The sequence below is a fragment of the Streptomyces sp. NPDC107538 genome, assembly GCF_055657445.1.
The window spans coordinates 338,386-359,728 of sequence record NZ_JBVKAY010000003.1; the positions used below are offsets into that span (position 1 = coordinate 338,386).

22 protein-coding genes and 1 pseudogene are annotated in these 21,343 nt (G+C 72.7%); 9 read left to right on the forward strand and 14 right to left on the reverse strand.

Annotated elements, in window-relative coordinates; genetic code table 11:
- Positions 1-2: 2 nt before the first annotated feature.
- The 5 genes and pseudogenes from ACZ7MG_RS11985 to ACZ7MG_RS12005 all read right to left on the reverse strand — a co-directional run bounded on the left by ACZ7MG_RS11985 (position 3) and on the right by ACZ7MG_RS12005 (position 4,221).
- Positions 3-1,712, reverse strand: a complete 1,710-nt coding sequence (locus tag ACZ7MG_RS11985; RefSeq protein ID WP_471382268.1) for a HEAT repeat domain-containing protein — start codon at positions 1,710-1,712, stop codon at positions 3-5.
- Between the two features lie 288 nt (positions 1,713-2,000).
- Positions 2,001-2,219: a hypothetical protein gene (locus ACZ7MG_RS11990; RefSeq protein WP_471382265.1), complete on the reverse strand. Its 219-nt coding sequence runs from the start codon at positions 2,217-2,219 to the stop codon at positions 2,001-2,003.
- A 95-nt stretch (positions 2,220-2,314) separates the two neighbouring features.
- Positions 2,315-2,636, reverse strand: a pseudogene (locus ACZ7MG_RS11995) (dihydrofolate reductase); the annotation flags it as partial.
- A 25-nt stretch (positions 2,637-2,661) separates the two neighbouring features.
- Positions 2,662-2,856, reverse strand: coding sequence for a hypothetical protein (locus ACZ7MG_RS12000; RefSeq protein WP_471382262.1), 195 nt, complete (start codon positions 2,854-2,856; stop codon positions 2,662-2,664).
- Positions 2,857-3,006: 150 nt separating this feature from the next.
- On the reverse strand, positions 3,007-4,221 hold the full coding sequence (locus ACZ7MG_RS12005) for an IS110 family RNA-guided transposase (protein WP_471382259.1): 1,215 nt from the start codon (positions 4,219-4,221) through the stop codon (positions 3,007-3,009).
- A gap of 244 nt (positions 4,222-4,465) precedes the next feature.
- Between ACZ7MG_RS12005 and ACZ7MG_RS12010 the strand changes: the two genes are divergently transcribed.
- Positions 4,466-5,086 (forward strand): hypothetical protein, encoded by a 621-nt coding sequence (locus tag ACZ7MG_RS12010; RefSeq protein ID WP_471382256.1) that lies wholly within the window; start codon positions 4,466-4,468, stop codon positions 5,084-5,086.
- 61 nt (positions 5,087-5,147) lie between these two features.
- Here ACZ7MG_RS12010 and ACZ7MG_RS12015 read toward each other — a convergent pair whose 3' ends face one another.
- Positions 5,148-5,702, reverse strand: a complete 555-nt coding sequence (locus ACZ7MG_RS12015; protein ID WP_471382952.1) for a TetR family transcriptional regulator — start codon at positions 5,700-5,702, stop codon at positions 5,148-5,150.
- Positions 5,703-5,904: 202 nt separating this feature from the next.
- Here ACZ7MG_RS12015 and ACZ7MG_RS12020 point away from each other — a divergent pair, with 202 nt between their 5' ends.
- Together ACZ7MG_RS12020 and ACZ7MG_RS12025 are read left to right on the forward strand one after the other, a co-directional pair.
- The gene (locus ACZ7MG_RS12020; protein ID WP_471382253.1) at positions 5,905-6,666 is read left to right on the forward strand and encodes an NADPH-dependent F420 reductase; all 762 of its coding nucleotides are present in this window, start codon (positions 5,905-5,907) and stop codon (positions 6,664-6,666) included.
- 126 nt (positions 6,667-6,792) lie between these two features.
- Positions 6,793-7,554 (forward strand): dienelactone hydrolase family protein, encoded by a 762-nt coding sequence (locus tag ACZ7MG_RS12025; protein ID WP_471382250.1) that lies wholly within the window; start codon positions 6,793-6,795, stop codon positions 7,552-7,554.
- A 1-nt stretch (position 7,555) separates the two neighbouring features.
- Here ACZ7MG_RS12025 and ACZ7MG_RS12030 read toward each other — a convergent pair whose 3' ends face one another.
- Both ACZ7MG_RS12030 and ACZ7MG_RS12035 read right to left on the reverse strand, forming a co-directional pair.
- The gene (locus ACZ7MG_RS12030) at positions 7,556-8,821 is read right to left on the reverse strand and encodes an alpha/beta hydrolase (protein WP_471382249.1); all 1,266 of its coding nucleotides are present in this window, start codon (positions 8,819-8,821) and stop codon (positions 7,556-7,558) included.
- Between the two features lie 359 nt (positions 8,822-9,180).
- A complete protein-coding gene (locus ACZ7MG_RS12035) occupies positions 9,181-10,386 on the reverse strand; it encodes a cytochrome P450 family protein (protein WP_471382248.1) in 1,206 nt (401 codons plus the stop codon).
- A 157-nt stretch (positions 10,387-10,543) separates the two neighbouring features.
- On the opposite strand from ACZ7MG_RS12035, the gene ACZ7MG_RS12040 reads away from it, so the two are divergent.
- Complete coding sequence (locus ACZ7MG_RS12040; protein WP_471382246.1) at positions 10,544-11,239, forward strand: TetR/AcrR family transcriptional regulator; 696 nt, start codon at positions 10,544-10,546, stop codon at positions 11,237-11,239.
- Between the two features lie 106 nt (positions 11,240-11,345).
- Here ACZ7MG_RS12040 and ACZ7MG_RS12045 read toward each other — a convergent pair whose 3' ends face one another.
- The gene (locus tag ACZ7MG_RS12045; protein WP_471382243.1) at positions 11,346-11,666 is read right to left on the reverse strand and encodes a 4a-hydroxytetrahydrobiopterin dehydratase; all 321 of its coding nucleotides are present in this window, start codon (positions 11,664-11,666) and stop codon (positions 11,346-11,348) included.
- Positions 11,667-11,668: 2 nt separating this feature from the next.
- A complete protein-coding gene (locus ACZ7MG_RS12050) occupies positions 11,669-12,934 on the reverse strand; it encodes a Twin-arginine translocation pathway signal (RefSeq protein ID WP_471382241.1) in 1,266 nt (421 codons plus the stop codon).
- Positions 12,935-13,025: 91 nt separating this feature from the next.
- Here ACZ7MG_RS12050 and ACZ7MG_RS12055 point away from each other — a divergent pair, with 91 nt between their 5' ends.
- From ACZ7MG_RS12055 to ACZ7MG_RS12065, 3 genes are read left to right on the forward strand one after another with little or no spacing between them, the layout of a single operon-like run.
- Positions 13,026-13,244, forward strand: coding sequence for a hypothetical protein (locus ACZ7MG_RS12055; protein ID WP_471382239.1), 219 nt, complete (start codon positions 13,026-13,028; stop codon positions 13,242-13,244).
- 2 nt (positions 13,245-13,246) lie between these two features.
- Positions 13,247-13,471 carry a hypothetical protein gene (locus tag ACZ7MG_RS12060; RefSeq protein WP_471382236.1) on the forward strand — a complete coding sequence of 75 codons (225 nt, stop codon included), beginning with the start codon at positions 13,247-13,249 and terminating at the stop codon, positions 13,469-13,471.
- Positions 13,472-13,503: 32 nt separating this feature from the next.
- Positions 13,504-13,668 carry a hypothetical protein gene (locus ACZ7MG_RS12065; RefSeq protein WP_471382233.1) on the forward strand — a complete coding sequence of 55 codons (165 nt, stop codon included), beginning with the start codon at positions 13,504-13,506 and terminating at the stop codon, positions 13,666-13,668.
- An 87-nt stretch (positions 13,669-13,755) separates the two neighbouring features.
- On the opposite strand, the gene ACZ7MG_RS12070 is transcribed toward ACZ7MG_RS12065, so the two are convergent.
- Complete coding sequence (locus ACZ7MG_RS12070; RefSeq protein ID WP_471382231.1) at positions 13,756-13,959, reverse strand: ferredoxin; 204 nt, start codon at positions 13,957-13,959, stop codon at positions 13,756-13,758.
- A gap of 22 nt (positions 13,960-13,981) precedes the next feature.
- Positions 13,982-15,286, reverse strand: coding sequence for a cytochrome P450 (locus ACZ7MG_RS12075; protein WP_471382228.1), 1,305 nt, complete (start codon positions 15,284-15,286; stop codon positions 13,982-13,984).
- A gap of 194 nt (positions 15,287-15,480) precedes the next feature.
- Between ACZ7MG_RS12075 and ACZ7MG_RS12080 the strand changes: the two genes are divergently transcribed.
- Positions 15,481-15,960, forward strand: a complete 480-nt coding sequence (locus tag ACZ7MG_RS12080; RefSeq protein ID WP_471382225.1) for a MarR family winged helix-turn-helix transcriptional regulator — start codon at positions 15,481-15,483, stop codon at positions 15,958-15,960.
- A gap of 98 nt (positions 15,961-16,058) precedes the next feature.
- Here ACZ7MG_RS12080 and ACZ7MG_RS12085 read toward each other — a convergent pair whose 3' ends face one another.
- Positions 16,059-17,312 (reverse strand): SCO2400 family protein, encoded by a 1,254-nt coding sequence (locus tag ACZ7MG_RS12085; RefSeq protein WP_471382222.1) that lies wholly within the window; start codon positions 17,310-17,312, stop codon positions 16,059-16,061.
- A 493-nt stretch (positions 17,313-17,805) separates the two neighbouring features.
- Between ACZ7MG_RS12085 and ACZ7MG_RS12090 the strand changes: the two genes are divergently transcribed.
- Positions 17,806-19,614: a lysyl oxidase family protein gene (locus tag ACZ7MG_RS12090; RefSeq protein WP_471382219.1), complete on the forward strand. Its 1,809-nt coding sequence runs from the start codon at positions 17,806-17,808 to the stop codon at positions 19,612-19,614.
- A 129-nt stretch (positions 19,615-19,743) separates the two neighbouring features.
- Here the strand turns inward: ACZ7MG_RS12090 and ACZ7MG_RS12095 are convergent, their stop codons facing one another.
- Positions 19,744-21,267 (reverse strand): MFS transporter, encoded by a 1,524-nt coding sequence (locus ACZ7MG_RS12095; RefSeq protein ID WP_471382217.1) that lies wholly within the window; start codon positions 21,265-21,267, stop codon positions 19,744-19,746.
- Positions 21,268-21,343 lie beyond the last annotated feature (76 nt).

Genomic DNA, 21,343 nt, shown 5'->3' on the forward strand with positions numbered 1-21,343 from the left:
CTTCAGCCTGTCGTTCCCTTCAGCTGGTCGAGGATGAGGCGTGCCGTGTAGCGGATCTGCCGGGGCGACGGGGGTTCCGCGAGCGCGGTGATCACGTCGAGCAGCGTGGCGTCGGAAGGCGTGGAGGGGGCGGGGGTCGGTGCCTCGGGTAGCTCGCCGTATCCGTCGACGTAGCGGCCGATGCCCCGCAGGGCCTCGTGGCGGACGAGGTCGGAGGGGTCGTCGAGGTGGGCGAGGAGGACGGCGAGGTCGTTCTCGTCGTCCTCGTCCAGGAGACGGAGGACGGTCGCCCTGACCTCCTCGGACGGGTGGTCGATCAGCCGTCGTACGGCGGGGAGGGTCTCGGGGAACGCGGCGAGCGCGTTGCCGGTGTGCCAGAGGTTCGGTTCGTCGGCCGTCAGCTGGGCGAGCAGGGCCTCGGCGACCGTGTGCCGGCGCGGGCCCGGCAGTCCGTGGTGGCCCAGGTGCCCCAGTCCTCTCAGGGCCCCGGCCCGTACCTCCGCGTTGGGGTCGGTCAGCAGTGGCAGCAGGGTCTCCGTGGCGTCGGGGGGCGCGAGTTCGCCGAGGGCGGTGGCGGCGGTCGCCCGGGTGTAGGGGTGGCCGAGGCCGGGGCCCAGGTCGGGCCCGGGGGCGGCGGAGGCCGTGGACGCGATCCACCGGACCGCCGTCGACGTACCGATACCGGCCAGCGCCAGTACGGCACTGGCGCCCGCGTTCGGATGGTCCAGCCACCGTACGGCGGCGGGCACGGCCCGTACGTCTCCCCGGTCGCCGAGGGTGCGCAGCAGCAGGGCGGCGGTGTCGGCGTCGGTCTCGGCCTCCAGCGCGGCGAGGAGTGCGTCGGCCGTCGCCGAGGGCCGGAGCAGCGGCAGGAGCGACTCGGGCGCGCCTGCCCGGCGCAGCGCGGAGAAGAGACCGTCGACCGCGCCGGACAGCCCCAGCGACGACAGCAGCGCGTCGGCCGGGCCGTGCCGCGGATCGCCGGCGACGAGCCGGGTCATCACCTGCCGTACCTCGGGGCACTCGTCGCGCAGACCGTCGAGGAACGTGTCGCGCAGGGTGTGGGTGTGCCGTGCGGGCAGCATCTCCAGCGCTCGCGCGCGGGAGCGCCCGTGACCGTGCCGGGCGGTCCGGATCAGCTCGTCCAGGACGGGCCGCTCGTCCAGGGAGCGGTAGAGGGCGGTCCGCGCGGGCCCCCACACATACGGTTCGGCGTCGCCCAACAGCCGTACGAGCACGGCCGGTTCGGCCGTCCCGCCCCGGCTGTCCAGGCCGAGCAGCCCGTTGAGCCGAAGATGCCGGTCGGGGTCCTCCAGCAGCCGCCGGAACGCCTCCGTGACGGCCGGCCCGGTCAGCGCCAGCCGTTCGGCGGCGAGGGAGGCCCGGCGTCGTACGCGTGCGTCGGCGTCCCCCATCAGCCCGACGACCACCGGGCCGGTCTCGTCCCCGCCGAGCGGCCCCAGCCGGCCCAGCGCGTCCGCCGCGGCGGCCCGCACCGAGGCATCGGGGTCCCCGGCCGTCCCGACGACGGCCGGACCCACCCCGGCCACGACATCACCGTGGCCGGCGGCCCAACTCCCCACCCGCCCCAGCCCCTTGACGGAGGCGGCCCGCCGCCCCGCCTCCCCCGACGCCAACTCCCGCATGAAATAGGCGATCTGGTGCGCTGCCCCGCGCGCCCCACCACCCCGAACACCCCGGACCCCGCCCATGCGCTCCCCCTTCGCCTCTCTTGGAGAAGGACTCCTCGGGCGGCCCGGGAGTTGTGCGGCTTCCCGGTGGCAGGTCCGTGCAGCCGGTCGGAGGAATGGGAGGCGTCCTGTCCGGAGGAGGAGCACGCCCCGGACGGCACCGTGTGCAGGAGCCGAGCGGACGCCATGAAGCCGCCGCCATGCGCCGGACGTGCGGCTGCGCGGAGTGCGTGGGCGACGCGGCGAAGTGTGGCCGGGGCGGCTGCCGGCACTCGGCGGCGCGGCACGCGAGCTGACGCTGCCCCCACCTCACGGTTCGGTACAGCCGGTCGTTAAGTCGTTGTCCCCGGTGTTCCGGTTGTTGGACGAGACGTTCGCGCGGGGCAGCACCTTGCTCGCCACCTCCGTCGTGCGGGCCACGCCGCGCGCCCAGGTGGGGGCGTCGCCTCGGGCCGTCCAGTAGATACAGACGCAGCCGCCGAGCGCGAAGAGGATGAGGACGGACAAGAGGAGTACCAGCACGGTCATTTCTCGCTCTCCGGCGGGCCAAGACGGACAGAGACCGACCCTATCCAGGCAAGAGCTGGGCTCATCCGGTCGTTCCTCATCCAGACACTCCCGTGACGGACCCGGTACCGGAGGCGGAGAACCCGGTCGCCCCACCTCACCGTGTGGGGGCCCTCCAGGAGGCGCCGGGCGCCGGTCGAGCCGTAAGTACCGCTTGCCGGAGCCGAATACGACGGGAGCGGCGTCCATCGCCACCTCGTCGATCAGGCCGAGCGCGAAGGCCTGGCCGCGGACGTCGCCCGCCGCCACCCCCACGTTGCGGTCCCCGGCGAGTTCCTGGGCCTTCGTGATCGCCTCGGCGACCCCGTCGACGAAGGGGAACGGCGCTTCCGGGTGCCATCCGTCCGGCCTCGGCCGGTGCGACGCGACGACGATGTGCTCTTCCGCGGGAGGTGTCCTTCACTCAGGCCGGCTGCCGCCCGCCCTGCCCCCGGCCGCGCAGCAGGCTGACGCCCGCGCCGAGCGAGACGACGCCCATGCCCACGGCGGTCGCCACGCCCTGCGCGCCGTCGACGACGAAGGGGGCGGCCGCCGCGACGACGAGGTTGAACAGGAACAGGAACCACAGGACGGGCTTCGAGCCGAGCAGGGCCTTCATGGGATTTTCCTTCCAGGGAGGAGCCACGAGATCCGCCTGACCTCGTGCTTCAACGATCCCGTCCGGCGGCCCGTGCCACGAGGGAGTGCGCTCCCGGACCGGGGGTGTAGCCCGCTACACCCCCGGTCCCGATGATGCTCCTATTGGCTGTCAAGCAGTGGTGAGCCAGTCGCGGTAGGCGTTGGTGAGGTCGTCGTCGCGGCGGGTGCCGCGTTCGATGCAGGAGATGACTGCGGGCCAGACGCCGAAGTGATGGGCGACAGCGGTGAGGGTGATGTTCTTGGCCTGCCGTGTCGGTCGCAGGTCCGCGACGTCCGGGACCGCGACGGTGGTGGTGAGGTAGCGGAACACTTCACGGGCGATGGCCCGTTTGAGGAGCCGGATGATCTCCTTCTTGGTGCGGCCTGCTGTGGTTTGGCGGGTCACGTAGTCGCGGGTGCGGCGGTCGCTGGACATGCGGACCAGGGCTGTCCGGTAGAGGGCTGCGTTCGCGGCCCGGTCGCCGCCTCGTGAGAGGCGATGACGGGTGGTTTTGCCGCTGGAGGCAGGCACGGGGGCGACACCGCACAGAGCTGCGAAGGACGCCTCGGTGCGCAGGCGGTCCCGGTTGCCGCCGGCGGTGATCAGCAGCTGGGCCGCGGTGTCGGGGCCGACGCCGTAGGCGGCTCGCAGGCCCGGATTGTGTCCGGCGACGATGTCGTCGAGTGCGGCGGTGAGTTCGTCGTGCTCGGCGGCCAGGGCCTTCACGCGTCGGGCGAGGCTCTTCAGGGCGGTCAGGACGGCGGTGTGGACGGCGTCTCCCGTGGGACGCAGGCGCGCCAGGGCGTCGGTCAGCTGCTTGCCGTCAAGGGTCCGGTAGCGCGCGCGGATCGCATCGGGGGCGCCGATGAGGATGTGCCCGATCTGGTTCATGGCGGCGGTGCGGGCTTTGACGGTGGACCGGGCGGCGTTGTGAAGGGCGCGTATGCCTGTGACGCTCTCGTCCTTGGGCGCGTTGGAGGCGCGTCCGGAGAGTGCGGCGCGGGCTGCGGCGTAGGCGTCGATGGGGTCGGACTTGCCGCTGCGGCGGCGCTCGGCGCGGTCGGGGCGGTTGACCTCGACCACGCTCAGACCGTCGGCGCGGGCGGCGCGGGTGAACCCGGTCCCGTAGGACGCGGTGCCTTCGACGCCGATGGCGGCCACGTCTCCGTGGGCGCCCAGGAACGCGAGGGCCGCTGTGTATCCGGCAGTGGTGGTGGGGAACTCGGCGTCGGCGAGATGGCCGCCGTTGCCCGTGACGACCGCGACATGAAGGGTGTCGGCATGGGAATCCACCCCGCCGAACACCCACTGGCCGACCGTGTCCGCTGTGCCCGCTGATGTCATGCTGGAGATGCCTTCCTAGCCGGAGGCGGCACCGGCCGGGTGGGGCAGACAGGACATTGAGGGGGCTTCTGACCAAGCTCCTATCAGGTCATGTTCCACCTGGCCGGAGCCATGAAGAACGGGCCCCGGCAGCCGGACGGTACACCCGGAAGACAACCCAGCAGGGTGTCAGTCAGTGGCAGAGCCACGACCACCGGAACCCGCTACCACTATCAATGTCAGTGGCGGGCGGTACGTTCCGGGCATGGGCATCTACCTGGTGAGCGTCGACGCGGCGGAGTGGTTCGGTGCGGAGGAGAGCGAGGAGGACGACGAGGACGACGAGGACGAGCTGAGGTGGGGGCGGGTCGCCTCGGCGTTGAACGAGGAGCTGCGGCGGCGGGGGCTGCCGCCCTACGACTCGGTGCCCGAGGAGACGGAGTTCGTCCGGGGCTCCGGGCCGGCCTTCGAGGAGAAGCTGGTCCCGCCGATGGACGGCTTCGTCCGGCTGTGCGACACCCACCTCACGTCCGAGGAAGCGGAGCGGCTCTGCGGCTGGTCGGTGCTGGTGCCATTGCCGCTGGACGAGGACATCGAGCTGGATGTCGAGACCGGCTACACGGACTCGACCGTGGTCGCCGGCGCTCCCCAGGTGCTGGCGCTCGCCGAGCGGCTCGCGGCGGCCGTCGAACTGCCGCCCGAGACCCCGGAGATGTGCGACAACCTCGACCTGACCATGTGGTTCCTGGACGGAGCCGCGAAGCGACTGGCGGCGACCCGCCAGGGCCCATGGGCCGACGACCTCGACACGGCCTTCTACGTCGCCCTCTACCTGCGCGCCGCACAGCACTCGCTCCGCCGCGGCTGCCCGGTCGTCTACGTCTGACCGACGATCACGATCACGATCACGGCTACGCCTACGCCTCCGCCTCCGCAGGCTTCGCCCGTCACGCCAGCGTCGCGAACGCCTCGTCCAGGAGGGCGACCAGGTCGAGGGCGCCGTCCGACGCGGTCCAGTGGTCGAGGGCGATGCCGAGGCAGTCGAGGGCGGCGGCGGCCCGTACGGTCTCGGCGAGGGCCGGGGGCCCAGAGGAGCCGTGGCGTTCGGCGAGGGCCCGGGCCAGCGCGGGCCGCCAGCCGTGCTGTTTCTCCAGCTGACGGGCGCAGAGCGCGGGCGTGTCCCGGACCAGCTGGGCGGTGGCCAGCGAACCGGCCGGGTCCTGGTGGTACCGCCGGATGACCGTGTCCAGCGCCCGCCGCAGCGCGGTCCAGTCGTCCTCGTCGGCGGGGCGGGCGCGCAGCGCGTCGGCGACCCAGGTGCCGTGCGCGTCGAAGGCGCCCAGCACGGCGTCCTCCTTGGTGCCGAAGTAGCGCAGGAACGTGCTCCGGGACACTCCCGCCGCCGTCGCCAGATCGTCGAGCGTCACCTTGTCGAAGCCGTCGCGCAGGAACAACTCGAAGGCCACCTGGGCCAGTTCGGCCCGTACGGCGGCCCGGGCGATGTCCCTGGTGTTCGCCCGCGAGGTCCCCCCGGGGCCGGGGTTCGAGCGGGGCTCGGGTGCCGCTCCGTTCACTTCGCTCACTCCCTGATGTTAACGCCGGACGACCCTCGCTTGCAGGTGTGCGCCTCAGTGGCTAGCGTGACACTCAGTTTCACCCTTGACCTTGGTATCCAACCCCGCCGTGGACCGGAGACGTGTCGCCATGACCAAGACCCTCGGACTCATCGGCAGCGGCATGATCGGCGGGGCTCTGGCCAGGCTGGCCGTCGCCGCCGGTCTGGACGTCGTCCTCAGCAACTCGCGCGGTCCCGAGACCCTCGCCGACCTGGCCGGCGAACTCGGCGCCCGCGCCGCCACCCCCGCCGAGGCCGCGCGCGCCGGTGACCTGGTCGTGGCCACGATCCCGCTGCACGCCCACACGCGGCTCTCCGCCGCCGATCTGGCCGGTCGGACCGTGATCGACACCATGAACTACTACCCGGAGCGCGACGGCCGCCTCGCCGAACTGCACGAGGCCGGGCCGGACGGGACCCCGCCGACCTCCAGCGCCCTGGTGCAGCGGCATCTGGCCGACTCGTCCGTGGTCAAGGCGTTCAACACCATCGACTTCCGGCGGCTGCTCACGAGCGCCCGGCCCGCCGGCGCCGCCGACCGCAGTGCTCTGCCGATCGCGGGCGACCACCCGGCGGCCAAGGCGGAGGTGGCCGACCTGCTCGACGCCCTCGGCTACGACGCGGTCGACCTAGGCACCCTCGCCGACAGCTGGCGCGGTGAGCCGGGGACGCCGGTGTACGTCACGCCGTACCTGGCGCAGCGGCCGACCGGGCTGAGCCAGGAGGAGACGGGGCGCTGGTTCTTCGAGACGCCGGGGGTGCCGGTCCCGGCCGCCCGGGTGCGGGAACTGGCCGACTCGGCCGTCCGGGGCGAGCCGGGCGGCTCCCGCATGGCCCTCGCGGGCGACTGAGCCGGGCCGGGCGCTCCAGCCACGGCTCGCGTTCGCCGCTCGTGTTCGCGGCTCGCGTTCCCGGTTCCGTTCCCGCCCCTGTTCACCCCCCCCGTTCACCCCCCCCCCCGCAGAAAGAAGAGAGCGATGACCTCCGTCTCCGTACACACCTCCCCGGTCGACATCCCCACCCCCGACGGGACCGTCGACGCGTACGTCCTCCACCCGGCCGACGGTGGGCCGCACCCCGCCGTTCTCCTCTACATGGACGCGTTCGGGGTGCGCCCGCATCTGCGGGCGATGGCGGAGCGGCTGGCGGGGGCGGGGTACGCCGTGCTGCTGCCGAACGTGATGTACCGCAGCGGGCGGGCGCCCCTCGTGGAGCTGCCGGAGTTCATCAACCCGGCGGAGCGGCCGGAGATCATCGAGCTGATCCGTCCGGCGATGCGGGGGCTGACGCCGGAGGCGGCGATGCGGGACGCCGGGGTGTACCTGGACTGGCTGGCCGCCTCGCCGCTGACGAACGGCGGCCCGGTCGGCATCACCGGCTACTGCATGGGCGCGGGGCTGGCGCTGCGTACGGCGGGCACGTACCCGGAGCGGGTGGCCGCGGCGGCCGGGTTCCACGGGGCGTACCTCGCGACCGACGCGCCGGACAGCCCCCATCTCCTCGCCGACCGGATCACCGCCGAGCTGTACTTCGGGCACGCGGACGACGACTCCACCAACCCCGCCGAGCAGATCGACCGCCTCGACAAGGCCCTCACCACCGCCGGCGTACGCCACCGGGGCGAGGTCTACGCGGGCGCCCACCACGGCTTCACCCAGGCCGACACGGCCATGCACAGCCCCGAGGCGACGGAACGCCACTGGGCCGCGCTGCTGGACCTGCTGGCCCGCGCCCTCTGAGTCACCCGGCCGCGGTGCCCACCCTCCGCACGAACTCCGCGAGCGTGCGGGTGGCCGTGTTGTGTTCCGTGGCGGCGAAGAGCGGGTCGAGGTGGTTCATGGCCTCGTCGGACTCGTAGACGGCGTACGGGACGCGGGACTCCGCGATGACGCGGCGGGCGCTCTCCACGACGGTGCCCTTGGAGTAGCTGGTCCCGAAGGCGTAGAGCGGTATGTCGAGGCCGGGGGCGTGCCGCAGGCGCAGTCCGAGGGAGCGGGCGAGGTCGGTGTCGGCGTAGACGTCGCTCACGTCGAGGTCGACGGAGAGCCGGGCCGGCCAGTACCACTCCCACACGCCGGGCACGGGACCGGCGTACGCCTCCGCGACCCGCGCGATCGGGGTGATCCCGTCGTCGACCCACCCGCGTACGCCACGGTCGTCCGCCTTCTCGGCGAGGTGTCCGGAGTGGACGCTGATGTCGTTGGGCCAGCCGAAGCCGGCGTCGACGAAGCCGCCGAGGAGCGCGGCGTTGGTCACCGGGAACGGCGCCCGCAGCGCCTCGGGCACCCGGTCCTGGAGGACGGACCGGCCCTCGGGGTCGTGGTGGGCGTACCACCCGGCGAGCTGGTACCAGATCTGGGTGCTCTCGGCCCGGCTGCCGAACCCGACCCCGCTGAGCGTCAGGTCGAAGACCCGGCCGCCGGCGATCGCCGCGAGCCGCTCCCGCACCTCCTCCGGCGAGTCCTGCACAGGCGCCCCGGTGCCCTCGAACGCGCCGCGCACGCCCCCGTCGAGGACCGCGAGCCCCACGAGGTCCCGGTACCCGGCCCGGCCGCCGAAGTCCCAGGCCGCGTACGCCAACGCCGTGGTCGACCCCCACGAATGCCCGCCCAGCACGACCCGCCGCCGACCGCCCGCGCGGGCCGCGAGCACGACACACCGCAGGTCGTCGAGGGTCCGCTCCAGCCCCCACCGCCCGAAGTACCCGGCGGAGGTGGGCTCCAGGGTCCGATAGCGCCCGTCGAGGTAGTACCCGACGGGGTCGGCCCCGCCGCCCCCGAATCCGCTGCGGTCGGCGAGGTTCTCCTCGCGTCGGTCGACGGCCCACACCTGGATGCCGGGCACGGAGGCGACCAGATCCCGGGCCATCAGCCGGAAGTCGTTGGCCGCGCCGAACATCCCCGGCACCAGCACCACCACGGTCCCCGCGTCCCGCGGCCCCACCTTCAGCACATGCACCCGGTCACTCCCGACGGGCCCACCCCCGGCCCCGACCGCGATCGGCACGTACACCTCGCCGACTTCCCCGGATCCGCCGGCTCCCCGGGCAGGCCCCCGCCCGGCGGGCGCGCCCCACGCACTCCCACCCCCGCCCCCGATCCCGGCCAGAGCGAGCCCACCGCCCAGCCCACCGCACAACACCGCTCTCCGCGCCGGCCACATCGTCATCTCCGGTCGTCTCCTTGGAAGTTGGGGGGTAACGACACCGGCCCCAGCTTGCCCGGACGTTCCTGGGGGGCGGTCACCGGGGCCCAGGCCGGTCGGTGGCCTGGGCGCGCGGCCGGGGTCCCCGTCCACAAGGTGCTCCCGGTCCGCCGCGCCAAGCGGGCCGTCGCCGTCGGCTGACGGGTGGCGCGCGGGTCGGGTCACCCCAGGTGGACCGGTAGTTCCGGCAGGCCTCTCAGGAGGGTGCCGGTTCGCCAGGTGAGGGGGGTCGGGGCGAGGGTGAGGTGGGGGTGGCGGCGGAGGAGGAGGCGTAGGGCGACGGTGGCTTCGGTGCGGGCCAGGGGGGCGCCCAGGCAGTGGTGGAGGCCGTGGCCGAAGGCGAGGTGGGAGTGGGGACGGCGGGTGAGGTCGAAGCGGTCGGGGTCCGGGAAGTGGGCCGGGTCCCGGGCGGCGGCGGCCAGGGAGATCTGGACGGCGTCGCCGGGGGAGACCGGGGTGTTCGCGAGGATGAGTGGTTCGGCGGCGAAGCGCAACGCGGTGCCGTGGACCGGGGAGTTGTAGCGGAGGGATTCCTCGACCGCCGCGTCGGTCAGGGTGAAGTCGGCGCGGAGGGCGGCGAGTTGGTCCGGGTGGGTGAGCAGGCTGTGGACGGTCGCCGAGATGAGGTTGACCGTCGTCTCGTGGCCGGCGACCAGGATCAGGAAGGCCATGCCGAGGAGTTCCTCGGAGGAGAGGGGCTCGGAGGAGGGACCTTCGGAGGAGAGGGCCTCGGTGTCGCCCTCCGCCGCGAGTTCGCTGAGCAGGGTGTCGTCGGGGGTGGCGCGTTTCCGGGCGATCAGGTCGGTGAGGTAGTCCGTGAGCGCCGCGGCCGCGCCCGCCGCCGCCTCCGGGGACGTCGGCAGCACCAGCTCCGTCGACCAGGCGTGGAAGACGTCCCGGTCCGGGTCGGGGACGCCCAGGATCTCGCAGATCACCGCCACGGGGAGCGGCAGCGCGTACCGGCTCACCAGGTCCGTCGTACCCTCGGCGGGCAGGCCGGCCAGCAGGGCGGTCGTGATCTCCTCGATCCGGGGGCGTAAGGCGGCCGTCCGGGCGGGGGTGAAGCGCGCGGCGACCGAGCGGCGCAGCCGGGTGTGCTGCGGCGGGTCGCTCTGCAGCATGTTCACGCCGATCGCGTGGCCGCCGTCCGTGTCCCAGGCGGAGTGGCGGAGGTCGTTGCTCAGCCGGGGGTCCGTCAGCGCGGCCCGCGCGGCGTCCCGGCCCACCACCAGCCAGCAGTCGCCCGTCTGCGGGATGTGCACCCGGTGCACGGGGCCCCGGGCGCGCAGCGCGGCGTAGACGGGGTGCGGGTCGGCCGCGAAGTCGTGGCCGTCGGGGGCCAGTTCGTCCAGCGTGGGTGCTCGCATGGTCGGGTCGTCGCCTTCCGGTTCGCGGGTGGGTGGGCCCTGAGTGACCTCTGTCCTATATGGGGAGTACTCCCCGTTTAATACCTCGACGATAGCATCGGGGCTGTCGGGGGCATCGGCGACGGGGTGCAGTCCCCGTTTCAAGCGGAGGAACAGGATGACCGTCGGTGCGGACCCCGCGACACCGTCGCCACGGCGGCGGCGTGACGCGCGGCGGAACCGGGAGCTGCTGATGGCGGCGGCGCACGAGGTGTTCACCGAGCAGGGGCTCGAAGCGCCGCTGGATGTGATCGCCCGCCGGGCGGGGGTGGGGAACGCGACGCTCTACCGGCACTTCCCGAGCCGGGCCACTCTCATCGACGCCGTCTTCCACGACCAACTCGCGGGCACGATGGCCGTGGGGGACCGGGTCCGCAACGCGCCGGACGCCTGGACCGGGCTGAACGAATACCTCGGGGCGGTCTTCGACACGCTGGCGGCCGACCGGGGCACGAACGACCTCATGACCACGCGTGTGCGGGGGGTCGACGTCCTGGAGGACGTGCACGAGCACAACCGGCGCACGGTGGACCACCTGCTGGGGCGCGGCCGCGACGAGGGCACGGTCCGGGCGGACGTCACCACCGAGGACGTCCTCTTCGCCCTCGCCGCCCTCGGTCGCGCCGTCCCCGCGCTCACCTCCGCCACCACCCCGGACGCCTGGCGCCGCCCCCTCACCCTCCTCCTCGACAGCCTCCGCCCCCCGACCCCTACGACACCCCCGCCCCCACCCCTCCCCGGCCCCGCCCTCACCCCTGGCCAACTGGAGGAGGTCTTGGCGGAGTTGGGGCCGCATCGGGCGGCGCGGGGGTAGGGGGTGTAGGGGAGGGCGTAAGGGCGACGGTTCACGTTCGTCTTTCGCGTACGCACCACTCGGCCTGCCTCGAAGGCGGGAGCGGGGCGTTTGGCCGTACGCGGGGTCAGTCGTCGAGCGGCTCGGCCATGTGCGCCTGGGCGATGGCGTCGATCCGCCGGGCGAGGTCGAAGTCCGCCTCGGTCAGCTTGTGCCCCGCGTCGTGCGTGGTGATCCCGAACCGCACCCTGCCCCACCGCAGGTCGATGTCGGCGTGGTGGCCGATCAGCCGCTCTACGTCCGCGACGTGCACGATCATCGCCACCCCGCCGTGATACCGGATCGCGTACGAGCGGGTGATCTCGTCCCTCTCGCGGCGCCAGCCCGGCACCGAGGCCAGGGCGGTAGCGATCTCGTCCTCGGTCAGTGGCACCGGTGCCTCCGCCACGCTCAGCTCCCCTCGGTCACGGGCGCCAGAACCTCCGCGAGATCCCGGCCGACCGGCGCATCCTGCCACGGCCGCATCGAGCGCTGAAGGGCGACCAACTCCCTGCGCATCCGCGCCGATCGAGTCTCGACCGCGATGTCCGCCACCGTCCGGGCGATCTCCAACGCCTGATCAGGCTCACCCGCGCCGGCCGCCGCGGTCGCGTGCCGGGCGAGGTACACCCCGCGATCCCGGCGCGCCGTCTCGGGGACGATCTCGAGCACCTGCGACCACAGCGTCACCGCTTCCGCGCCGAGACCGAGACGCCCGTAACAGGTGGCCCGCTGCACCTCCAGGTAGCCGGGCGTACGGCGGCACGCGTTGCCCCACGGCAGGTCGTCGTCGACCCGGCCGAGGAGTCCGTCCGCCTCGTCGAGCAGCTGGTCCACCGCCGTCCGGTCGTGGGTGAGGCTCGCGCCATGGGCCTGCTGCTGCATGGCCATGATGCGGACCTTCGGCACCAGATGGGGGGAGTCCTCCAGTGCGGCCTCGCACAGATCGATGACCGCGTGCCCGTCCCCGAGGTCGGTGCGTACCTGCGCCTGGTTGACCAGGGAGTAGCCGATCAGGTGGGTGTCTCTCGACCGCATCGCGATCTCCTGGGTGACGCCCCGCCAGAACGCGGCGGCCTCCATGTCGCCGGCGTCCTGGTACAGCCAGCCCACCAGCGCGGCGTAGGCGGCGCCGACCCTGAGGAGTCCGCGGCGGGTCTCGCCCTTCGCGGAGCGTACGAGCTTGTCGATGAGCTGGTACTGAGCGGACACGGTACTGATCAGGTCGTGCGGGCCGAGGAACATGTCCGCCCGGTAGTGCCCTTCCAACTGGGTCTGGAAGTAGTCGATCAGGGCAGGGTCGACATGCTGCGGGGCGAGGGGCCCGGCGACCAGGGCGGCGGCGGTGACGGACACGAAGGTTCGTCGCCGCACGTGCTCCTCTTCGTGGTGTTCGGGTCGGATCCACCCGGGCGGGGTGGTGAATCCGAGGTCCTCGGGCCAGCGGCCGAGCGCGTCATGAATGACGAGGGCCGTCTCCTCCGGTGGCCAGCCGGGGCGGTCGCCTTCCCACCGTCGCCACGTGCGCGCGGACACCGTGAAGTGCGGGTCGTCGAGATGTCGTTGCCCGTGCTCGGTGAGCTGGGCCGCGGCCTGCTCGACGGTCCGCCAGCCCGCTCGGAGCCGGGCGGCCCTCAGCGCGTCGTTGCGGCCCACCCGTCCGGTCAGAGATGTCATCGCGCCGTCCCCCGGCCATGGCCGCCACGTGGCCACGGATGGCCACGGCACGACCTGGTTCAGTTACACCGTGTCAGCCCATCATCGCGGCATGAGTACGGGACGTGTACCGAACACGATGGATCCGCCGCCCTTCCTCGGGCTCCCGAACGAGGAGCCGGTACCGCCGGCCCACTGTCAGCCGTGCGCGCTGCCGGCCGAGCAGCGGGCGGCGGCAAGGGTCGCGGACGACTGGTCGAGGGTTTCCGACTGCAACGTCCTCATCCGCGCCCATCACTCCCGACCGGCGCGCCGGAAGCGGAGGCGGTGACCATGGTCCGCTACGAGCCGACGGTCGGCGACACCGTCGAGGACACCAGCCGCAGACGAGTCGGCAAGGTCATGGACTTCGTCGGCCCGGCCGTACAGCTCCGGCCGATCGGTGGCGGCCGGGAGTGGGAGGCCGAACCGGGCGACCTGCGGCCCCTGGCCCTCGGCGAGGCACTGAGCGCGGGCGTGGCGGCGGCCAACGCCCGGTCACGGGGTGAGCGCCCATGAGGTCCGTGAGGCCTATGCCGCCCATGACGCCCATGACGCCTACGGTCCACGCCGCGTACGACACGCTGATCACGCATGGCACCAGTTGCCCGGCCTGCCGGGAGTTCCGAGACGAGGACGGGAAGGCCACCGGCCAGTGCCCGGAACTCGACGTCCTGGCCGAGGAATACCGCCAGGCGCAGCGCGACGCCCGCTAGGAAAGGCGCGCGGCCCGATCCGGTCCCTCCCTCCGCCCCTGAGGGCCGGCAGCCCGCTTCTCTACGAGGCTGCCGGCCCTCAGGAGTTCACTCCTCCCCGTTGTCCATCCCGATCGCCCCCGCCGGGCACACCGCTGCCGCCTCGTGGGCGGAGTGGTGGTGGGAGGGGGGTGGGGTGGGGGTGAGGAGGAAGGCGGTGCCGTCCTCGTCTCGTTGGTCGAAGATTTCGGGGGCGATGAGGACGCATTGGCCGGCGCCGCAGCATTTGGTTTCGTCGATGTGCAGTTTCATGGGGAGTTCGGGCCCTTCGTCGTCACCAGCGGACCGGGACCTCGCGCAGGCCGCCTACGAGGAGGCCCTCGACCTTGCGCAACTCTTCGACGGGGACGGCGAGTTCGAGGGTGGGGAGTTTATGGAGGAGGACCTCCAGGACGACCTGGAGTTCGGTGCGGGCGAGGGCCTGGCCGAGGCAGGAGTGGGGGCCGGCGCCGAAGGTGAGGTGGGGGTTGGGGCTGCGGGTCAAGTCCATCTCGGCGGGGGCGGCGAAGACACGGTCGTCGCGGTTGGCGGAGGACATGCCGCAGAACACGGTCGTCCCGCCCGGCAGCAGTTCCCCGTCCAGGTCCACGTCCTCGCTCAGATAGCGCCGCATCCCGAAGCCACCGAGGTTGGCGTCGAAGCGCAGCACCTCCTCCACCGCCGTACGCACGAGGGACGGGTCCGCGAGCAACTGCTCCCAGCGGGTGCGGTCGGCCAGCAGCAGTGCCGCCATCTTGCCGATCATGTTCGCGGTCGTCTCGTGCCCGGCCACCAGCAACCCCATGCCGGTGGCGAGGAGTTCGGCGTCGGTGAGCCGTTCGGACTCCGGCAGCGCGGCGCCCTCCACGATCAGCATGCTGAGCAGGTCCTCGCCCGGCTCGGCGCGCTTCTCCTCGACCAGGGCGGCCATGTACCCCGCGAACTCCTTGAACGCCGCCCCCGTCTCCTCCTTCGAGAACCGGCTGACGTTCAGGAACGCGTCGGACCAGTGCGAGAAACGGTCGCGGTCCTCGGCCGGCGCGCCCAGCAGATCGCAGATGACATACACCGGGAGCGGGAAGCCGAGGGCCGCCTTCAGGTCGCCGGGCGCGCCACGCTCGATCATCTCGTCGAGCAGGGACTCGGCGATCCTCGCCATCCCCGGGCGCAGCGCCGCCATGCGTTTCGCGGTGAAGTACCGGCCGACCTGGCGCCGCCAGCGCAGATGTGGTTCGCCCGTCTCCGGGATCGCCAGCTCGTAGTCGGAGGACGCGTCGGCCGCGACACCGCCCGAGCCGTCGGCGGAGAGCCGCGCGGTGTCCTCCCCCGCGCGCGGGCGGGCGAAGCGCGGGTCGGAGAGGAGGGCGCGGACATCGGCGTACCGGCTCACGAACTTCGCCCGGTCGCCGCTCGGCAGTTCGACCGTTGCCACCGGGCACCGCGCGCGCAGGCGTTCCCATGCGGCGGGCGGGTCCAGGGGGCCGTCGCCGGCCATCGGCAGCCGCACCACCGCCTCGTCCTCCGCGCCCGTTCCGCTCGGCCCGGTTCCGCTCGTCGTGGTTCCGCTCGTCGTGGTTCCGCTCGTTTCGACCTGGGGCATCTCGTCATCTCCTGGTGGGGGGAAGGGGAGGGAGACGGGAATGCACGCTACACAGGTAGTGCATCGTGCATCAATGGTGCATCATGCACTCTCCATGCATGGCGCAATTTCGACGTAGGGTGAGGGGCCCAGGGGGGAGCCCAGTGAGGGGCTCAGTGAGAGGCCCATGGAGGCCGGACAGGCGGGAGAAGACGGTGGATGCCCGAGAGGCGGGGGAGCGCATCGAGCGGGAGCTGCTGATCCTGACGCGGAACCGCGAGACGTCGACGCCCCGGGGCGTCCGCGACGGCGGTGCCCTGGACCGCAGCGCCTATGTGCTGCTCACCCGGCTGGAGGCCCAAGGGCCCATGTCCATCCCGGACTTCGTGGAGGCGTTCGGGTTCAACGCGTCCACGTTCACCCGGCAGACCTCGGCGCTCCTGCGGGAGCGCCTGGTGGAGCGGACCCTCGACCCCGACGGGGGAGTGGCCCGCAAGTTCCGCATCACCGACGAGGGGTCGGCGCGTCTCGCGGCGCAGCGCGCGGAGTTCGTCGACGGCCTCACCGGCGTCATCGCCGACTGGCCCGCCGAACGCCTCCGCCGCTTCGTCGCCGACCTGGAGCAGTTCAACACCGACATCGAACGCGTCAGCGGACGTTCCTGGCCACGCCCGGTGGCCGCCGACGAGCACTGAGGGATGGGGGGACGAGGGCGGGTGGGTACGCGTAGGGGCTGACCGCCGGCGGGCGGTCAGCTCTCCCTCGCGCTGTCGGACCGACAGCCCGTCGTACGTCAGCTCACGCAGATGAGTCCGAGCAGGCACAGCCCCGAGGGTGATGTCGTCGCCGTGTCGGAGCTCGAACCGTCCGACGTCCCCGTGTCCGAGCCGGAGCCCGAGCCCGAGCCGGTGCTGGTGTCGCTGCCCGTGTCCGTACCCGTGCCGGTTTCGGTGTCGTCCGAACCCGTGCTCGTCCCCGTCCCCGTGTCCGCCGAGGAACCGGCGTCGTCGGCGGCCGGGGGCGTGGTCGTGCCGTCCGTCGGGGTGGCCGAGGCGTCGTCCGTGGCCGTACGGCCGGTGCCGGCGGAGCCGGTCCGCGCCTCCTGGGCGGACGGCGTGGCCGAGTCCGTACGGGGGGCGTTGGGGTGCGCGCGGGAACCCGACCGGTTCGCGGTGGAGCGGTCGCGGGAGGTGTCGCCGGACGGGGTCCAGGTGGTGGGGGCGTCCGGGGTGCGCCGGGCGTCGTCGGTCTCCGTCGCGGACGAGGTACGGCCGCCCTGCGAGCCCTGTTCCTCGACGGAGCCCAGGCTCTCGGCGTCCGGGGCCGTGGCCGCCTGGGTGCGGTCGGTGGACTGCCGGTCCATGCCCATGACGGTCAGTCCGCCGCCGACCAGCGCGACGGCGGTCGCGACCACGGCCCGGCGCTGGTTCTTCTTCCACCGCGCCAGCTGACGCCGCCGCGCGGCCCGCCCCTGCGGCGCCATGGGGACACCGTCCACGTCCACGTCACCCGCGAAAGCCATGTCCGCGTCCGTGTCGGCGTCCACATCCACATCCGCGTCCACGTCGGCGCCGATGCCCTTGCCGCCGGAGGCCGGCCGGTGCGCCGCGAACCCGCCGGAGCCCGGCCCGTGCGCCGCGAACCCACCGGACGTCGGCCCGTGCGCCGCGAGTCCGCCGGAGGCCGGCCCGTGCGTCGCGAACCCGCCGGACGTCGGCCCGTGCGCCGCGAATCCGCCGGAGGCCAACCCGTCCGTCACCCGGCCCTCAGGCCAGCCGCCGCCGTCCCCCGCCCCGTACCCCCAGGCCGCCGTCGGCAGCGTCGGCACCATCGGTGCCGACGGTGTCGTCGGCGGCATCGGGATCATCGACGGCCCGGTGGCCGTGGTCCCGCTCGGCTCCGGAGGGGCGACACGGCTGTCGATCGTGGCCGGGGCTATGTCGGGCGCGTAGGCGCCGCAGCCGGGGCACACGAGGGCGCCGTTGAGATGTCGGCGACACGAGGTGCAGTAGTCCATGGAGATGTGGGGGTCTTCCTGTGTGGGCATGCCGTCGACCCGCCGGGCCGCGGCCCGGTCGCGTCACGTTCGCACGTGGGATCGAGCGGATCGAGCGGTCAGCAACGCTAACGAGCCATTCTCAGAGCTGTGTGCAGGCTGTGTGACGCTCCTGCGGGGATTCGCCGGGGACTTGGAGCCCGTTCCGCAGGGATGCGCGGGCTTGTGTTTGAGCCGTGCCCGCCCCGCGATCCGCCGTGGTCCGCCCCGCGATCCGCCGCGGTCGGCCCCGGGATCCGCCGCAGTCCGCCCCCCGACCCGCCGCCGTCCGCCACACCTTTTGTCGAATTCCGCATCAACAGGCAACCCACACCCGCCATTTACCAATCTCTCAAGTTGCTCACAGGGTGAACGGGCCGGTTCCGGCCGGTCGGCTCCGGGGTGCGTTGGGGCGCATCTGTACGGCCGGCCGGAACCGTCGGTCCTCGCCGGTGGGCAGTCCAGTCCGATGCCCCTGACCAGGGCACTCGCAGACGAGGAACCGATGACCAGCCAGATGACCAGCTCCACCAGCCCGACCGGTGAGCCCAGCCCGACCGGTGAGCCCGGCGCGACCGGTGGCCAGGACCGCAGTCGGCGCCTGACCCGCCCGGGGCTCGCCGCCCTGGCGTCGCTCACCGTGGTGGCGGCCCTCGCCGGTGCCGCCCCCGGCGCCGGTGCGGCCCCCGCCGCGACCCCCGGGAAACCGCAGATCAAGCTGATCGCCGCGTCGAACTCCGTGACGCTCACCCGCTACGAGTGGTCCAACGGCGTCAGCCTCCAGCTCGGGACGTACGTCTCGGTCGACAACGCGCCCCTGGAGTTCCAGGTGACGCGTAAGTCGTACAAGGACCCGGTCGTCGCCAAGCAGATCCTGCGCGACGGCAAGACCGTCAAGACGAAGACCCTGCCGAAGGGGACCGTCGACGACTTCTCCGGGCTGAAGGGCTTCCTGGAGATCTCCGTCAAGGACGCGGCCGGCAAGGAGGTCGTGCAGAGCGCGGGCAACTTCTGCCCGAACAACGCCTCGGGCCGGATCCGCCCGGACGCCCCGGACACCAACCACTATCCGCAGAGCTGCCCCACCAACCCGTGGACGCTCGGCTCGGTGTGGGGTGTCGAGAAGGGCTGGGCGACCAACACCACCAGCTGGGACTACGACAATCCGGTGGACCTGCCGGTCGGCGAGTACACCGCCCAGGTCGGGGTGGCGAAGAAGTACCGCGACCTGTTCGGCATCCCCGACGACCGGCCCACCATCAAGGTGACGGTGCGCGAGGACACCGAGGGCGGCGAGGGCCTGGCCCCGTCGAAGTCCTCGTCGTCCACCTCGTCCCACCACGGCGGCGGCCACGGCGGCGGCCACGACGGCGGCCACGGCAGCGGCAAGACCGCGCAGGCCGTCCCGGACGGGCAGCGGCCGGCCCCGGACACCCACCACTACGGCCCGCGCGGCGCCGACGCCCCGACCCCGCCCGAGCTTCCCTTCGCCCTCGTCGACCGGGGCCGCGCCAAGCACCTGGGCGACGGCGCCGGCCACACCGACGGCTCCCGGATCGCACCCGCGCTGAAGGCCGCGCCCAAGCGTCCCACCGGTAAGGCGGGCGCCCCGGCGAACGTCCCCAAGCCCGACCTGCGGTCGCTGCCCGCCTGGGACATCTCCATCACCGACGGCGAGGACGGCGACGTACCCGGCAAGGACTACCTCGCCTTCAGCGCCAACGTCTGGAACGCGGGCCCCGCGCCCCTCGTCGTCGACGGCTTCCGCAAGCCGGGCGCGGACCTGATGGACTCGTACCAGTACTTCTATGACGCCAAGGGCAAGCAGGTCGGCTACGCGCCCGCCGGCACCATGGAGTGGGACCCGCGCGAGGGCCACGAGCACTGGCACTTCACGGACTTCGCCAGCTACCGCCTGCTCAGCGCGGACCAGACCAAGGAGGTGCGCTCCGGCAAGGAGGCGTTCTGCCTGGCCAACACCGACGCCATCGACTACACGGTGAAGAACGCCAACTGGCACCCGGAGAACACCGACCTGTCCACCGCGTGCGGTTCCGAGGACGCCATCAACGTCCGTGAGGTCCTCGACGTCGGCTCCGGCGACACGTACACCCAGTACCGTCCCGGCCAGTCCTTCGACATCACCGGCCTGCCGAACGGCACGTACTACATCCAGGTCATCGCCAACCCGGAGAACCGTCTCCAGGAGGCCGACCACAAGAACAACGTCGCGCTGCGCAAGGTGATCCTCGGCGGCACGGAGGGCGCGCGCACGGTCCAGGTCCCGCCCCACGACCTGATCGACGCCAAGTAGCCCCGGTCCACGCCGAGTAGCGGCGGCCCACGCCGAATAGCGGCGGCGGCTCAGCCTCCTACGGCACGAACCCCCAGACCCGCCCGGGCCTGGGGGTTTCGTCGTACGAGGAGCGAGCCGCGCGCGGTGTTACGCCTTGACCGCCGCCCCGGTCACCTCGGTCACCTCGGTCACCTCGGTCACCTCGGCCGCCCCCGCCCGCTCCGCGGGGCCTCCGGCGTCCGGTGCCGGGACGGCCGCCCGGCGCCTGGGGATGAAGGAGGCGAGGACGAAGGCGAGGAGGGCCGCGCCGGCGCCGATGGCCATGACGACCTTGAAGCCGTTCTCGGAGGGCAGGGCGTAACCGCCGAAGTCGGTGGTCATCTGGGCGAGGATGACGCCGGCGAGGGCGCTGGCGAACGACGTGCCGAGCGAACGCATCAGCGCGTTGAGGCTGTTGGCGGCGGCCGTCTCGGACTCCGGCACCGCGCCCATGATGAGGGCGGGCATCGCGCCGTAGGTGAAGCCGATACCGCCGCCGATGACGCAGGAGACCAGGACGAGGTGCCAGACCTCGCTCATCAGGACGATGTTGAGCCCGTATCCGGCGGCGACGATCAGCGCGCCGACCATCAGCGTCACCTTCGGCCCCTTGGCCTTGGTGAGCCCCGCGGACACGGCGGACATGACCATCATGACCAGGCCCTGCGGGGCCAGCACCAGACCGACGGTCATCATGGACCTGCCGAGGCCGTAGCCGGTCTGCTCGGGCAGCTGGAGCAACTGCGGCAGGACCAGCGACATCGCGAACATCGAGAAGCCGAGCGCCACCGAGGCCAGGTTGGTGAAGAGCACCTGGGGGCGGGCAGTGGTCCGCAGATCGACCAGCGGCTGCCTCGCCCGCAGCTCGTAGAAGCCCCAGACGGCGAGGATCGCCACGGCGGCCGCGAACAGGCCGAGCGTCGTCGCGCTGGTCCAGCCCCAGTCGGCGCCCTTGGAGACGGCCAGCAGCAGCGAGACCAGTCCGGCGGACAGCCCGAGCGAGCCGACCAGGTCGAAACGGCCGCCGGTGCGGACCTTCGACTCCGGTACGAAGGCCAGGACCAGCAGGAAGGAGAGGGCGCCCAGGGCGGCGGAGGTCCAGAAGAGCAGGTGCCAGTCCCAGTTGTCGGCGATGAACGCGGCGGCCGGGAGGCCGAGGGCGCCGCCGACGCCGAGGGAGGCGCTCATCAGCGCGGTGGACCCGGCGAGGCGCTCGGCGGGCAGGACGTCCCGCATGATGCTGATGCCGAGCGGGATGACGGCGGCGGCCAGTCCCTGCAGAGCCCGGCCGATGATCATCGGGACGAGCGAGTCGGCCAGGGCGCAGACCACCGAGCCGGACACCAGCAGCACGATGCTGAGCAGCAGCATCCGCCGCTTGCCGAACATGTCGCCGAGCCGCCCCACGACCGGCGTCGCCACGGCCGCCGCGAGCAGGGTGGCGGTCACCGCCCACGCGGTGTCGGACGCCGGCGCGTCCAGCAGCTTCGGCAGCTCCGGCACGATCGGGATGACCAGCGTCTGCATCAGCGCGACGACGATCCCGGCCAACGCCAGCACCGCCACCACGGCGTTCGGCCGCGCGGGGGTGCCGGCCCCCGCGTCGGCGGGTCGGGCAAGGGCGTGGGACATGGCGGCCTCCGTCGATGATCGCTTGCTTGACTTACTCAACCATAATTAGATTGCTTGACTTACGCAAGCTAGTCCT

What these genes read in the sequence shown, in the direction of transcription:
- ACZ7MG_RS11985 (WP_471382268.1), bottom strand. Translation starts at nt 1,712, where the DNA reads ATGGGCGGGGTCCGGGGTGTTCGGGGTGGTGGGGCGCGCGGGGCAGCG.
- ACZ7MG_RS11990 (WP_471382265.1), bottom strand. Translation starts at nt 2,219, where the DNA reads ATGACCGTGCTGGTACTCCTCTTGTCCGTCCTCATCCTCTTCGCGCTC.
- ACZ7MG_RS12000 (WP_471382262.1), bottom strand. Translation starts at nt 2,856, where the DNA reads ATGAAGGCCCTGCTCGGCTCGAAGCCCGTCCTGTGGTTCCTGTTCCTG.
- ACZ7MG_RS12005 (WP_471382259.1), bottom strand. Translation starts at nt 4,221, where the DNA reads ATGACATCAGCGGGCACAGCGGACACGGTCGGCCAGTGGGTGTTCGGC.
- ACZ7MG_RS12010 (WP_471382256.1), top strand. Translation starts at nt 4,466, where the DNA reads ATGGGCATCTACCTGGTGAGCGTCGACGCGGCGGAGTGGTTCGGTGCG.
- ACZ7MG_RS12020 (WP_471382253.1), top strand. Translation starts at nt 5,905, where the DNA reads ATGACCAAGACCCTCGGACTCATCGGCAGCGGCATGATCGGCGGGGCT.
- ACZ7MG_RS12025 (WP_471382250.1), top strand. Translation starts at nt 6,793, where the DNA reads ATGACCTCCGTCTCCGTACACACCTCCCCGGTCGACATCCCCACCCCC.
- ACZ7MG_RS12035 (WP_471382248.1), bottom strand. Translation starts at nt 10,386, where the DNA reads ATGCGAGCACCCACGCTGGACGAACTGGCCCCCGACGGCCACGACTTC.
- ACZ7MG_RS12040 (WP_471382246.1), top strand. Translation starts at nt 10,544, where the DNA reads ATGACCGTCGGTGCGGACCCCGCGACACCGTCGCCACGGCGGCGGCGT.
- ACZ7MG_RS12050 (WP_471382241.1), bottom strand. Translation starts at nt 12,934, where the DNA reads ATGACATCTCTGACCGGACGGGTGGGCCGCAACGACGCGCTGAGGGCC.
- ACZ7MG_RS12055 (WP_471382239.1), top strand. Translation starts at nt 13,026, where the DNA reads ATGAGTACGGGACGTGTACCGAACACGATGGATCCGCCGCCCTTCCTC.
- ACZ7MG_RS12060 (WP_471382236.1), top strand. Translation starts at nt 13,247, where the DNA reads ATGGTCCGCTACGAGCCGACGGTCGGCGACACCGTCGAGGACACCAGC.
- ACZ7MG_RS12065 (WP_471382233.1), top strand. Translation starts at nt 13,504, where the DNA reads ATGACGCCTACGGTCCACGCCGCGTACGACACGCTGATCACGCATGGC.
- ACZ7MG_RS12070 (WP_471382231.1), bottom strand. Translation starts at nt 13,959, where the DNA reads ATGAAACTGCACATCGACGAAACCAAATGCTGCGGCGCCGGCCAATGC.
- ACZ7MG_RS12075 (WP_471382228.1), bottom strand. Translation starts at nt 15,286, where the DNA reads ATGCCCCAGGTCGAAACGAGCGGAACCACGACGAGCGGAACCACGACG.
- ACZ7MG_RS12085 (WP_471382222.1), bottom strand. Translation starts at nt 17,312, where the DNA reads ATGCCCACACAGGAAGACCCCCACATCTCCATGGACTACTGCACCTCG.
- ACZ7MG_RS12090 (WP_471382219.1), top strand. Translation starts at nt 17,806, where the DNA reads ATGACCAGCCAGATGACCAGCTCCACCAGCCCGACCGGTGAGCCCAGC.
- ACZ7MG_RS12095 (WP_471382217.1), bottom strand. Translation starts at nt 21,267, where the DNA reads ATGTCCCACGCCCTTGCCCGACCCGCCGACGCGGGGGCCGGCACCCCC.